The sequence below is a fragment of the Mycobacterium barrassiae genome, assembly GCF_025822765.1.
Classification (GTDB): Bacteria; Actinomycetota; Actinomycetes; order Mycobacteriales; family Mycobacteriaceae; genus Mycobacterium; species Mycobacterium barrassiae.
Window position 1 is genome coordinate 15,228 of record NZ_JACKUK010000044.1, and the last position, 12,954, is coordinate 28,181.

At 66.2% G+C, this 12,954-nt stretch carries 15 protein-coding genes; 11 read left to right on the forward strand and 4 right to left on the reverse strand.

All coding sequences use genetic code 11. The annotated features are described in order from the left end of the window. Positions 1-18 precede the first annotated feature (18 nt). From H7J93_RS27500 to H7J93_RS27510, 3 genes are all read left to right on the forward strand, one after another. A complete protein-coding gene (locus H7J93_RS27500; RefSeq protein WP_267309448.1) occupies positions 19-864 on the forward strand; it encodes an SDR family oxidoreductase in 846 nt (281 codons plus the stop codon). Positions 865-884: 20 nt separating this feature from the next. Further along, positions 885-2,762, forward strand: a complete 1,878-nt coding sequence (locus tag H7J93_RS27505; protein WP_267309449.1) for an alkyl/aryl-sulfatase — start codon at positions 885-887, stop codon at positions 2,760-2,762. Positions 2,763-2,840: 78 nt separating this feature from the next. Then, positions 2,841-3,203, forward strand: a complete 363-nt coding sequence (locus H7J93_RS27510; RefSeq protein WP_267309450.1) for a group I truncated hemoglobin — start codon at positions 2,841-2,843, stop codon at positions 3,201-3,203. On the opposite strand, the gene H7J93_RS27515 is transcribed toward H7J93_RS27510, so the two are convergent. Continuing rightward, on the reverse strand, positions 3,204-3,977 hold the full coding sequence (locus H7J93_RS27515) for an SDR family NAD(P)-dependent oxidoreductase (RefSeq protein WP_267309451.1): 774 nt from the start codon (positions 3,975-3,977) through the stop codon (positions 3,204-3,206). Beyond that, positions 3,974-5,065 (reverse strand): zinc-binding metallopeptidase family protein, encoded by a 1,092-nt coding sequence (locus H7J93_RS27520; protein WP_267309452.1) that lies wholly within the window; start codon positions 5,063-5,065, stop codon positions 3,974-3,976. The genes H7J93_RS27515 and H7J93_RS27520 overlap by 4 nt, the downstream gene beginning before the upstream one ends. An 18-nt stretch (positions 5,066-5,083) precedes the next feature. Here H7J93_RS27520 and H7J93_RS27525 point away from each other — a divergent pair, with 18 nt between their 5' ends. After that, the gene (locus H7J93_RS27525; protein ID WP_267309453.1) at positions 5,084-5,686 is read left to right on the forward strand and encodes a histidine phosphatase family protein; all 603 of its coding nucleotides are present in this window, start codon (positions 5,084-5,086) and stop codon (positions 5,684-5,686) included. 9 nt (positions 5,687-5,695) lie between these two features. Next, a complete protein-coding gene (locus H7J93_RS27530; protein ID WP_267309454.1) occupies positions 5,696-6,724 on the forward strand; it encodes a phosphotransferase family protein in 1,029 nt (342 codons plus the stop codon). A gap of 89 nt (positions 6,725-6,813) precedes the next feature. Here H7J93_RS27530 and H7J93_RS27535 read toward each other — a convergent pair whose 3' ends face one another. Next, entirely contained in the window at positions 6,814-7,191 is a 378-nt protein-coding gene (locus tag H7J93_RS27535; protein ID WP_267309455.1) for a LapA family protein, read from the reverse strand. A 129-nt stretch (positions 7,192-7,320) separates the two neighbouring features. On the opposite strand from H7J93_RS27535, the gene H7J93_RS27540 reads away from it, so the two are divergent. The 5 genes from H7J93_RS27540 to H7J93_RS27560 are packed head-to-tail and all read left to right on the forward strand — an operon-like array spanning position 7,321 to position 11,402. Further along, complete coding sequence (locus H7J93_RS27540; protein WP_267309599.1) at positions 7,321-8,265, forward strand: ABC transporter substrate-binding protein; 945 nt, start codon at positions 7,321-7,323, stop codon at positions 8,263-8,265. Continuing rightward, on the forward strand, positions 8,262-9,368 hold the full coding sequence (locus H7J93_RS27545; protein WP_267309456.1) for an ABC transporter ATP-binding protein: 1,107 nt from the start codon (positions 8,262-8,264) through the stop codon (positions 9,366-9,368). The genes H7J93_RS27540 and H7J93_RS27545 overlap by 4 nt, the downstream gene beginning before the upstream one ends. Before the next feature lie 3 nt (positions 9,369-9,371). Then, on the forward strand, positions 9,372-10,037 hold the full coding sequence (locus H7J93_RS27550; protein ID WP_267309457.1) for an ABC transporter permease: 666 nt from the start codon (positions 9,372-9,374) through the stop codon (positions 10,035-10,037). A gap of 5 nt (positions 10,038-10,042) precedes the next feature. Beyond that, a complete protein-coding gene (locus H7J93_RS27555; RefSeq protein WP_267309600.1) occupies positions 10,043-10,801 on the forward strand; it encodes an ABC transporter permease in 759 nt (252 codons plus the stop codon). Positions 10,802-10,805: 4 nt separating this feature from the next. Further along, the gene (locus H7J93_RS27560; protein ID WP_267309458.1) at positions 10,806-11,402 is read left to right on the forward strand and encodes a putative glycolipid-binding domain-containing protein; all 597 of its coding nucleotides are present in this window, start codon (positions 10,806-10,808) and stop codon (positions 11,400-11,402) included. Here H7J93_RS27560 and H7J93_RS27565 read toward each other — a convergent pair. Further along, positions 11,365-12,342 carry a prephenate dehydrogenase gene (locus tag H7J93_RS27565; RefSeq protein WP_499893251.1) on the reverse strand — a complete coding sequence of 326 codons (978 nt, stop codon included), beginning with the start codon at positions 12,340-12,342 and terminating at the stop codon, positions 11,365-11,367. The genes H7J93_RS27560 and H7J93_RS27565 overlap by 38 nt on opposite strands. A 75-nt stretch (positions 12,343-12,417) precedes the next feature. Between H7J93_RS27565 and H7J93_RS27570 the strand changes: the two genes are divergently transcribed. Further along, positions 12,418-12,939, forward strand: coding sequence for a tRNA adenosine deaminase-associated protein (locus H7J93_RS27570; protein ID WP_267309460.1), 522 nt, complete (start codon positions 12,418-12,420; stop codon positions 12,937-12,939). Positions 12,940-12,954: the final 15 nt, after the last annotated feature.

Genomic DNA, 12,954 nt, shown 5'->3' on the forward strand with positions numbered 1-12,954 from the left:
AAGCGGGAAGAGGCAGCCATGGCACGAGCGTCCAGACCGAACGGGAAGATCAACGGAAAAGTCGTCGCGATCACCGGCGGAGCGCGGGGTATCGGCCTCGCGACCGCGAAGACCCTGCACCGACTCGGCGCCAAGGTCGCCATCGGCGATGTCGACGAAGCCGCGGTCAAGGACGCCGGGTCGGAGTTCGACTTCGGGTTCTACGCGCGCCTCGACGTGACCGACCGGCAGTCCTTCACCACCTTCCTCGACGATGTCGAGCGTGAGCTGGGCCCGGTCGACGTCCTGGTCAACAATGCCGGCATCTGCCCGACCGGACGCTTCCTCGACGAACCCGACGAGGTCACCGAGCGGACGCTGGCGATCAACGTCACCGGTGTCATCCTCGGCACCAAGCTGGCGGCTCAACGAATGGTCAAGCGCGGCAAGGGACACATCATCAACATCGCCTCGCTCGCCGGGCTGAACGGGGTACCCGGCATCGCGACCTATTGCGCGACGAAGCACGCCGTGCTCGGGTACACCGACACCGCACGAATGGAGCTGCGCGGCACCGGTGTGCACGCCTCCGCCGTCCTGCCGACACTGACGAACACGGGGATGATCGACGGGGTAGCCAGCATGCCCGGCATGCGTAACGCCGAACCCGAGGACATCGCGGCCGGCGTCGTCAGCCTCATCGAGAAGCCGAAGCCGCGGATGATCGTCACGCGCCAGGCCGCGGTAATGATGGCGATCACCAAGCGGTTGCCACTGCGTGTCGGCGAAGCGGTCACCCGCGCGCTGAACGCAGACCGCATCTTCGCCGACGCCATCGACAAACCGGAACGTCGCGAGTACGAAGATCGCGCCCGCCACTCCTGACGGATGAATACTGTGGCCGCATGGATCAGAAGGCACCGACCGCGGTCATTGAGTCCGCGAACCGCGAGCACCTGAGCACCCTGCCGTTCGACGACACCGCCGACTTCGAGGCGGCCGATCGCGGATTCATCGCCGCCCTCGAACCGTGTGTCGTCAAGGCAGCCGACGGAAGAGTGGTGTGGGACAACGACGTCTACGCGTTCCTCGACGGCGACGCGCCGGCGACGGTGCATCCCAGCCTGTGGCGGCAGAGCCAGCTGTGCGCCAAGCAGGGCCTGTACGAGGTGGTCGAAGGCATCTATCAGGTGCGCGGACTCGACCTGTCCAACATCACGTTCATCGAGGGCGACACCGGGATCATCGTCATCGACCCGTTGATCTCCACCGAGACAGCCGCGGCGGCGCTGGCGCTGTACCGCGCCCACCGCGGCGACCGCCAGGTGGTCGCCGTCATTTACACCCACAGCCACGTCGATCACTTCGGCGGCGTGCTCGGAGTGACGACCCAGGCCGACGTCGACGCCGGAAAGGTCGTCGTGATCGCGCCCGAGCACTTCACCGAACATGCCGTGCAGGAAAACGTCTACGCCGGTACCGCAATGGCACGACGCGCCTCCTATATGTACGGCGCGGCATTGTCCAGGGGTCCCGCGGGACAGGTGGGCTGCGGCCTGGGACAGGTCGGGTCGACCGGCGAGGTGGCGCTGATCGTGCCGACGCTCGACATCCGCGAGACCGGTGAGAAGCACACCATCGACGGCGTCGAGATCGAGTTCCAGATGGCGCCTGGCACCGAGGCGCCCGCCGAAATGCACTTCTATTTCCCTGCATTCCGTGCGCTGTGCATGGCCGAGAACGCCACGCACAACCTGCACAACCTGCTGACGCTGCGCGGGGCGCTGGTACGCGATCCCCACGGCTGGGCCGGCTACCTCACCGAGGCGATCGACACGTTCGCCGACCGCACCGACGTCGTCTTCGCCTCCCATCACTGGCCGACATGGGGAAGGGAGCGGATCGTCGAATTCCTTTCCCTGCAACGTGATCTGTATGCCTACCTGCACGACCAGACGCTGCGGCTGCTGAACCAGGGCTTCACCGGGATCGAGATCGCCGAGACCTTTCAGATGCCGCCCGCACTGCACAAGGCGTGGCATACGCACGGCTATTACGGTTCGGTGAGCCATAACGTCAAGGCGGTATATCAGCGCTACATGGGTTGGTTCGACGGCAACCCGGGCCGGCTGTGGCAGCATCCCCCCGAGGCGATCGGACCACGTTACGTCGAAGCGATGGGCGGGATCGACAACGTCGTCGCGATCGCCCGCACAGCGTTCGACGACGGTGATTTCCGCTGGGCGGCAACGCTCCTCGACCACGCCATCTTCACTGATCAGAACCACTCGGCGGCACGCGAACTGTACGCGGACACACTGCAGCAGCTTGCGTACGGCGCCGAGAATGCGGTGTGGCGCAACTTCTTCCTCGCCGGGGCCACGGAACTGCGGGAAGGGAACTTCGGTACGCCCACCCAGGTCGCGTCCCCGTCGATACTGGGCCAGCTGACGGCCGAGCAGATGTTCGACACTTTCGCCATCAACGTGAACGGACCCAGGGCGTGGGACCTCGACATCGCCGTCGACATCACCTTCCTCGACATCGACACCAACTACCGGCTGACGCTGCGCAACGGGGTGCTGGTGTACCGCAAAGTGTCCGCCGACGCTGCCACCGCGCAGGCCACCGTGAAACTGGCGAGCAAGATGCGGCTGCTGGCATTCGCGGCGGGCGACGCGGATTCGCCGGGGTTGGAGATCAGCGGTGACGCGAATGCGTTGCCGTCGCTGCTCGCGGTGGTGGACCGGCCCGATCCGAATTTCAACATCGTCACGCCGTAGCGCGCCTGTGAGGACGAATTAGCGTCCACGCAACTCGCGGAAAACGACGGTGCAACGCCGGTGCGCTGTACTTGCTTCATGCCAACCGTTTTCGATCAGGTAGGTGGATACGAGGGGTTGGAAGTCGTCGTAGCCGACTTTTATGACCGCGTACTCACCGACGCCGAACTCGCCCACTTCTTCACCGGCACCAACATGCCCAGACTCAAGGGCAAGCAGGTCGAGTTCTTCGCCGCCGCGCTCGGCGGGCCCGAACCATACACCGGCGCCCCGATGCGCCAGGTGCACCAGGGCCGCGGCATCACGATGCACCACTTCAACCTGGTGGCCGGGCATCTGAGCGCCAGCCTCATCGCCGCGGGCGTTCCTGACGAGATCGTCCAGCAGATCATTGCCGCGATCGCACCACTCAGTGCGGATATCGCAACGGCGGTCGCGTAACTACGGAATCCCGCCGTCGACCCGCAGGATCGAACCGCTGGTGTAGCTCGAGGCGTCCGACGCGAGAAACAGTGCGGCGCCGATGATTTCGGGAGGCTGGCCGAGACGTTTGAGCGCGAATGCCTGCGCGCCCTTCTCGAAGGCGGGGATGTCCCACGCCTTGCTGATATCGGTGAGGAACGGTCCGGGCATCAGCGTGTTGACGCGCACAGTCGGGCCGTAGGCCAGGGCAAGACCCTGGGTCAACGCATTCAGCCCGGCCTTGGCCGCTGCATAGGGCAGCTCATGCGGGCCGGGACGCAGTGATCCTGTCGAGCTGACGTTGATGATCGAGCCGCCCCCGTCGGCGACCATCCGCTCACCGACGAGCGCCGAGAGCCGGAACGGGCCCTTCAAGTTGAGGTTCACGACCACGTCGAACAACTTCTCGCTCACCGAGGTCAGCGACTCGTAGAGCGGTGACATCCCAGCGTTGTTGATGAGAACGTCGACCTTGCCGAAACGCTCGTATGCCGCGTCGACCAGCCCGTCGAGCTCGTCCCAGTGCCCGACATGCACCTGGTACGGCAGCGCGGCACGGCCCGTCGCGGCACTGATCTCCTCCGCGGTGGCCACGCACGCGTGGTACTTGCGGCTGGCGATGACGACGTCCGCACCGCACTTCGCGGCCGCGAAAGCCATCTCCCTGCCCAGCCCTCGGCTACCGCCGGTGACCAGCACCACCCGGTCGGTCAGGTCGAACAACTCGTCCGCATACCCTCGTCCTGAGCTCACAGCGGCACTTCCTCCTCGCGGCGTTGGTCGGTGGCGGTCTCCCGGATCACCCGGTGCACGAACCCGAGCTTGGCCACGACGGGTGGCGGAATCTCGAACGGGTACAACGGATTCTTACCCATCCCGGTGTTGATTCGGTTGAAGAACAGCGACATCCACTTCCAGTCGTACAGCATCTGTTCGATGGGCTCGTCCGCGTACGACGCCAGCGGTACGACGTCGCGGGGTGCCGCGAAGCGAAGCCGGTCGGCGTGCAGAACCATGCCGGCCTCGCGGCTGGTCTCGATGGCGTCGGCGATGTGCAGATAGTGGGCGAAGCACTCGGCGAAGTCCTCCCACGGGTGCATGGTCGCGTACTCCGAGATGAAGGTCTCCCGCCAGCCGTCGGGTGCGCCGAACGTGTAGTGCCGATCGAGGGCGTCGGCGTAGCTGGTGCGTTCGTCTCCGAACAGGTCCCGGCACTGTGCCAGGTATCGGTCGGCGCCGGGGCCCGTCTCGACCAGGACGTTCTGGTAGTAGTGGCCGACCTCGTGGCGGAAGTGGCCGAGCATGGTCCGGTACGGCTCGCCGAGGCGCACGCGCAGGGATTCTCGGTACGCGTCGAGCGACTCGACCAGATCGATGGTGATGACCCCGCTGGCGTGGCCGATCACCACGCGCTCACCCTCGCTGTAACTGGACACCAGGTCGAAGGCCAGGCCGCCGTCGCGGCGCCAGAACGGGTCGACGGGTAGGCCGAGGTCGAGCAGCTGGTAGACCAGCCGCCGCATGGCCGCGGCCGTCGGTACCAGCTTCTCCCGCGCGATGGTGTCCGAGGCGTCGGGCTCACGACGGATCAGCGCGTCGGCCTGGCAGCGGCCACGTTGGTGCGCGTCCCGCTCCTGCTCGGGCACAAGCCAATTGCAGCCGAGCGTGCGGCTCTGGGTGCAGCGGATCCACCGCCGGCCGTCGACGCTGACCGTCTCGTCGGTGACCACAAGCATCGACATCGTGGGCGGGTGAAACCCCAGCGCGGCATGGCAGGTGTGGCAGCGATCCGCCTCGAACGGCGTGAAGTTGTTGCACACGGGACAAGCGAATGCGCGCACGCGTCCTATGGTGTCACGGTGCAGTTGCTACTCATCCGGCATGCGTTGCCGCTCCGCAGCGAACCCGGGCAGGGTTCCGACCCCGAACTGTCCGAGGAGGGTATCGAGCAGGCCAAGAGGCTGCCCGATGCGCTGGCCCGCTTCCCGATCAGTCGAATCGTCAGCAGCCCGCAGATCCGGGCGAGGCAGACCGCGCAGCCGGTGGCCGACGCGCTGGGGATGGCGATCGACATCGACGAGCGGCTCGCCGAATACGACCGCGATCTTTCGCATTACACCCCGGTCGAGGAGATCTCCGAAGAGGACATGAAGCGGCTCTTCAACGGCGACCTGCCCAGCGGGGTGGACCAGCCGGCGTTCATCGCGCGGGTCGCGGAGGGTATCGACGACATCCTGGTGACCGCCGACCGCGAGGACACCGTCGCCGTCTTCACCCATGGCGGAGTCATCAACGCGACGGCCCACCGGGCCATGAACACCGAGCGGCTGCTGTGTGTGCAGGTCGACTACGCGGGGATCACCCGGCTGCTGTGGTCGTCGCGGCAGGAGAGGTTCTTCGTGGCGGGTATCAACGCGACCGAGCATGTATGGGATCTGCTGCCCCGAAACCAGCAGTGGTAGACAGTTCCGGTGACAAATTCGCTCGAAGGGCTTGACCTCGACGCCCTGGACCGCCACCTGCGCTCGGTAGGCATCCCTCGCACCGGCGACCTGCGCGGCGAGTTCATCTCGGGTGGCCGGTCCAACCTGACCTTTCTGGTGTACGACGACGCGTCCAAGTGGGTGCTGCGCCGTCCCCCGCTGCACGGGCTGACCCCGTCGGCCCACGACATGGCGCGCGAATGCCGGGTGGTGGCCGCGCTGCGTGACACGGCGGTGCCGGTGGCTCGCGCCGTCACGATGCTCAACGACGACTCGGTGCTCGGGGCGCCGTTCCAGATGGTCGAGTACGTGGATGGCCGCGTAGTCCGGCACACCGACCAACTCGAGGCGCTCGGCGACGAGAAGGTCATCAACGCCTGTGTCGACGCGTTGATCAAGGTCCTTGCCGATCTGCACGCCGTCGATCCAGAGGCCGTCGGGCTCGGCGACTTCGGAAAACCCACGGGCTATTTGGAACGTCAGGTGCGGCGCTGGGGTGGCCAGTGGGAACTGGTGCGCACTGAGGACGATCCGTGTGACGCTGACGTGAAGCGGCTGCATTCGGCTCTGGGAGAAGCGATTCCGTCGCAGAGCCGCACGGCGATCGTGCACGGCGACTACCGCATCGACAACACGATGCTCGACAAGGACGACGCGACCAAGGTGCTCGCCGTCCTCGACTGGGAGATGTCGACGTTGGGTGACCCGATCAGCGACGCCGCGCTGATGTGTGTGTACCGCCATCCGATGTTCAACCTGGTGCACGCGGACGCGGCCTGGTCGTCACCGCTGATCCCGTCGGCTGACGAGCTCGCGCAGCGATATGCCGTCGCGGCCGGCGTCGAGCTGGACCACTGGGACTTCTACATGGCGCTGGCGTACTTCAAGCTGGCGATCATCTCCGCAGGTATCGCCTACCGCGGCAGGGAGGGCGGCGGTGTCGCCGAGGACACCGACCAGGTCGCCGAAGCTGTCGGTCCGCTGATCAGCGCGGGTCTGGAGACGCTCAAGCGCTAGCAGCTCTGGGCGAGTTCTCACCGCGACCAGACGCGAAAACCCCCGACACGCCGCGAAAAAGGGGGTGTTTGTGTCTGTTCGTGGGGAAGTCAGGGGCTCTGCGACTTCAGGTTGCGCTTCGCGGCGCGGCGCAGTTGCACGATGCGCGCGCTACCGACGGCGACCGTCAGCAGACCTCCGCATACCGCGGCCAACAGAATCGCCACGCCCACAGGCAGATTCCACTCCCAGACGAAGAAGTGGATGGTCGTGGAGTCGGTGTTCTGCATGATGAACACGAGCAGCACGATCAGGATGATGAACCCGGCGATCAACGCCGCCCACAGCGCGGCGGCGCGCGTGAACTTGAGCGCCGACTCCGGTTTGACGAGATATTCACCCGGGGTGGCGACCGGATCCGGCGGCTCGCCCCTGCCGGATACCGGCGGCGGCGGCAGATCGGGCGGGACAGGCGGATCGCTGGTCATGGGTCCATCTTTGCCCTTCCGGGCGTCGAATGAAACCGGTATGGGTACTCACGCTGAGCTAAAGCGCGGCGTCACCGCCTGCATGTCGATACTGTCCATCAGATGTCGAAAGGCCGAGAGGGCTGGCACATGTCCCCTGGTAGATCGCTGCCGATCCTGGCGGCCCTGCTCGCGCTCATCGCAACGCTGACCTCGGCGTGCGGTAGCTCCAATCCGCTCGGCGGTGGGGCGATATCCGGCGATCTAAAGTCGATCGCGGTCGGTTCCGCCGACTTCACGGAGAGCAAGATCATCGCCGAGATCTATGCCCAGGCACTGGAGGCCAACGGGTTCACGGTCCGCCGCCAATTCGGCATCGGCAGTCGCGAGACCTATATCCCTGCGGTGCAAGACCATTCCATCGATCTGATTCCGGAATACACCGGCAACCTGCTGCAGTACTTCGATCCGGAGGCGACGGCGACGACGCCCGATGCGGTATTGATCGCGCTGCTCAAAGCGCTTCCGGGCGACCTGTCGATCCTGTATCCGTCGCCGGCGGAGGACAAGGACACCCTGGCGGTCACCGAGGAGACGGCGCAGCGGTGGAATCTCAAGTCGATCGCCGACCTCGCGAAGCATTCGCCGGAAGTGAAAGTCGGTGCGCCATCGGAGTTTCAGACCCGGGTGACCGGGCTGGTGGGCCTGAAGGACAAATACGGCTTGGACATCGCGCCCGCCAACTTCGTCTCGATCAGCGACGGCGGTGGCCCGGCGACGGTGAAGGCCCTCACCAGCGGAGCCATCACCGCGGCCAACATCTTCAGCACCTCACCCTCGATCGAGCAGAACAAGCTGGTGGTCCTCGACGACCCGGAGAACGTCTTCCTCGCCGCGAACGTCGTTCCGCTGGTCGCATCGCAGAAGATGTCGACCGAACTCAAGACCGTGCTCGACGCGGTGAGCGCCAAGCTGACCACCGAGGCGCTGATCGAGCTCAACACCTCGGTCGAGGGCAATCAGGGCATCGACCCCGACGAAGCGGCCGAGAAGTGGATCAAGGACAACGGCTTCGACCAACCGGTGCAGAAATGATCACATTCGAAAACGTCACCAAGAAGTATCCCGACGGCACCGTCGCGGTCGACGATCTGACGCTCGAGGTTCCGGAGGGCACGCTCACGGTCTTCGTCGGCCCGTCGGGCTGCGGTAAGACCACCTCGATGCGGATGATCAACCGGATGATCGACCCGACCTCGGGCACGCTGACCGTCGACGGCAAGGACGTCACCAAGGTCGACCCGGTCCAGTTGCGGCTCGGCATCGGCTACGTCATCCAGAGCGCAGGATTGATGCCGCACCTTCGGGTGGTCGACAACGTCGCCACCGTACCCGTGCTGCGGGGCGAATCACGGCGCAGCGCACGCAAATCCGCGTTGGGGGTGATGGAACGAGTCGGCCTGGACCCCAAACTCGCGAACCGCTATCCGGCACAGCTGTCGGGTGGTCAACAGCAGCGCGTCGGGGTGGCCAGGGCGTTGGCCGCCGACCCGCCGATCCTGTTGATGGACGAGCCGTTCAGCGCCGTCGATCCCGTGGTGCGAGAGGATCTGCAAACCGAAATCCTGCGGCTGCAAAGCGAACTGCGTAAGACCATCGTGTTCGTCACCCACGACATCGACGAGGCGGTCAAGCTCGGCGACAAGGTCGCGGTGTTCGGTCGCGGCGGGGTGCTGCTGCAGTACGGGGACCCACAATTTCTACTGTCCAACCCCGCCAATAGTGAAGTGTCGGCGTTTATCGGCGCCGACCGCGGCTATCGCGGGCTGCAGTTCTTCCACGCGACGGGGCTGCCGCTGCATGAGATCAGCCACGTCGCCGAGGACGACGTCGACAGCGTGTCGTTGGCCCAGGGCGAGTGGGCGCTGGTGATCAAGGACGGCAAGCCCTACGCGTGGATCAACGCCGAGGGGGTCGACCTGCACCGCAAGGGCAAGGCGCTCTACGACAGCACAATCGGCGGCGGGTCGTTCTTCCGGCCGGACAACACTCTGCGGCAAGCCATGGACGCCGCGTTGTCCTCACCGAGCGGACTGGGAGTCGCGGTCGACGACGAGGGCCGGCTGATCGGCGGGGTGCGCGCCGACGATGTCCTCGAGGCACTCAAGGAGCAACGCCGCGTCCCGGAGCTGGGGTAGTCGATGCGTTATCTGCTCAACCACCTGGACGACCTGTGGACGCTGACGGTGATCCACCTGCGGCTGTCGCTGATCCCGATCCTGCTGGGGTTGATCATCGCGGTGCCGCTCGGTGCGGTCGTACAACGGACGACGACGCTGCGACGCATCACGACACTGACCGCGAGCATCATCTTCACGATCCCCTCGCTCGCGCTGTTCGTCGTTCTCCCACTGATCATTCCGACGCGCATCCTCGACGAGGCGAACGTGATCGTCGCGCTGACGCTCTACACCGTGGCGCTGTTGGTGCGAGCCGTTCCCGAGGCGCTGGACGCGGTGTCGCCCGCGGTGCTCGACGCCGCCACCGCCGTCGGCTACAAGCCGTTGGTTCGGATGCTGAAAGTTGAACTGCCACTGGCAATTCCGGTGCTGATCGCGAGCCTGCGGGTCGTCGCCGTCACCAACATCTCCATGGTGTCGGTCGGCTCGGTGATCGGCATCGGTGGTCTCGGTACCTGGTTCACCGAGGGATACCAGGCCAACAAGAGCGATCAGATCGTGGCGGGCATCATCGCGATCTTCGTGCTGGCGGTCGTCATCGACACGTTGATCATGCTGGCCGGAAAAGCGCTGACACCATGGGCTCGCGCGGGGCGTCCCAGCCGGGTGAAGGCGGTGACCGGATGAGTCCGATGACGTTCCTGCAGGAGGCGTTGGCGTACATCTTCACCGCGGCCAACTGGGGCGGCCCGGCCGGGCTTGGCGCACGCATTCTCGAGCATCTGCAGTACACGGTCATCGCGGTCGTCTTCTCGGCGCTCATCGCCGTCCCGCTCGGGATGCTCATCGGGCACACCGGCCGCGGCACCTTCCTGGTCGTCACCGGAGTCAACGCCCTGCGTGCGCTGCCGACCCTCGGCGTGCTGCTGCTCGGCGTCCTGCTCTGGGGCCTGGGATTGGTGCCGCCCACGGTGGCGCTGATGCTGCTCGGCATTCCGCCGCTGCTGGCGGGCACCTACTCGGGCATCGCCAACGTCGATCCGGCCGTGGTGGATGCCGCGAGGTCGATGGGCATGACCGAACGGCGAATCCTGCTGCGAGTCGAGACGCCCAACGCGATGCCGCTCATCCTCAGCGGTCTGCGGACCGCGACGCTGCAGGTCGTCGCGACCGCGACCGTCGCGGCGTACGCCAGCCTCGGCGGGCTGGGGCGGTATCTGATCGACGGCATCAAGGTGCGCGAGTTCTATCTGGCGCTGGTCGGCGCGCTGATGGTGACGGCGCTGGCCTTGGTTCTCGACGCCGCGCTCGCGTTCGCGGTCTGGGTGTCGGTGCCCGGTGCGGGACGGCTTCGCCGTATGCCGCAGCCGCTGCTCAGCGACGAGGTTGCTCTGGAGTCGCGATCATCGGCGCAACCGGTGTCGGAGCCGAGTCTTCGTCAATTACGGTAGATGAGTGAGTGAAGCAGCGCGCTCAGAGCAACAGGCCACCTTTCCGGCAACCCTGACCTGGCGTGCGCACGATGAGCCCCGGATGGAGTCGGTGCGGGTGCAGCTCTCGGGCAACCGCATCAAGGCCTACGGCCGGATCGTCGCCGCCGCCACCTCGTCGCACCCAGCATTCTCTGCGTCCTACGACCTGGTGACCGATGAAACGGGCGCCACCAAGCGGCTGTCGATGACCGTGACGCTCGCCGAGCGGGAGCGCCAGCTGTCGATCGCGCGGGACGAGGAGAACATGTGGCTCGTCCAGCAGCACACGGGAGAGACCAGTCGTGCTGCGTACGGCGGCGCGCTGGATGTCGATGTGGTGTTCAGCCCGTTCTTCAACGCCCTGCCCATCAGGCGCACCGGGCTGTATGAGCGAAGCGAATCCGTGGTCCTGCCGGTGGTGTACGTCAGGTTGCCCGAGCTGTCGGTCGAGGAAGTGACGATCAGCTACAGCAGTGCACCCGACGGCATCAAGCTGCACTCGCCGGTCGCCGAGACGACGGTGACCGTCGACTCCGAAGGGTTCATCCTCGACTATCCAGGGTTGGCAGAGCGGATCTGATCACCCCGCCCGCCCGGCCCTCGGCGGCCAGTTCTTCGCGCCAGTTGTTCTCTCCGACCACGATGGTGACGATCTCGGGTCGGCTAAAGCTGTCGTAACGCACCCTCGCGGCGTGGCCTGCGTCGACGAGTTCGGTCAGCGGGTTGCCCTCGGCCAGCGCTGCGCGGGCCAGGTTGAGCAGGTGCAGGGTCCGGTCCAGGACGGGGAGCACCTGATCAGCGTTGGCCTCGCACATGGCGCGGACCAGATCCGGCGCGGTGGCCGCAACGCGGGTGCCATCGCGGAACGACCCGGCGGCCAGCGCGAACGCCAGCGGCACCTCACCGGCCGTCGCCGCCAGGGCCTCTGCGAGCAGGTGCGGCAGGTGCGAGATCGTCGCTGCGGCGGCGTCATGCTCGTCCGACCGGGCGGGAACCACCACCGCGCCGCAGTCCAGCGCCAGGTTCATCACCAGCGTCCAGATATCGGGGTCGACGTGATCGTCGACGCTGATCACCCACGGCGCCCCCACGAACAACCGGGCGTCGCCTGCCGCCCAGCCGGACTCCGCAGTGCCCGCCATCGGATGACCGCCGACGAAGCGGTCGAGCAGCCCGACGGCGCGGACCTCGTCCAGGACGCACGATTTCACGCTGGTCACGTCCGTCAGCGGGCATTGCGGTGCCAGATCGCGGACGCGGCCCAGCATCTGCGCCAAGGCGGGCCCCGGCACCGCGAGCACGATGAGGGCGTTCTCTTTCGCAGCCCGGGTCAACGCTTCGTCGAGGTCCTCGGTGGCGTCGAAGCCGTCGGCCGTCGCGGCCTGGACGGCGTCCACCGAACGGTTGTAGCCGAAGACCTCGCGTCCGGCCGCCGCGGCGGCGCGCATCACGGATCCGCCGATCAGGCCCAACCCGATCACGCAGACCGGTGTGTTCGTCACCCTTCCAGCCTGGCACATCCCTGGTAACGCGCGGTATGAGCCTTGCTGCGGATTTCTGGTCAATCCCCTGGTCGGCGACTACCGTTGGCCCCCATGGGAGCACAGCGTGCCGCAGCGTCGAAGCAGGCCGCCGACCGCCCGGACGGATTCGGCGTGGCTGTGATTCGCGAGGACGGCAAGTGGCGATGCGCCGCGATGCGCTCGGCGGCGCTGACCAGTTTGTCCGCCGCCGAGACGGAGCTTCGCGAAATACGCAGTGCGGGGGCAGTTTTCGGGCTGCTCGATGTTGACGACGAGTTCTTCGTGATTCTGCGACCCGCGCCGGCCGGGACGCGGATGCTGCTTTCGGATGCCACCGCCGCGTTGGACTACGACATCGCCGCGGAAGTGCTGGAGAAGCTGGACAACGACATCAGCGAGGACGATCTGGACCCCGACGAGCCGTTCGAGGAGGGCGATCTCGGGCTGCTCTCGGACATCGGTCTGCCCGAGGCGGTGCTGGCCGTCATCCTCGACGAGTCGGACCTGTACGCCGACGAGCAGATCGGGCGGATCGCGCGTGAAATGGGCTTCGCCGACGAACTGTCGGCGGTGCTCGACCGTCTCGACCGGTGAACCGGTCATCGGGCC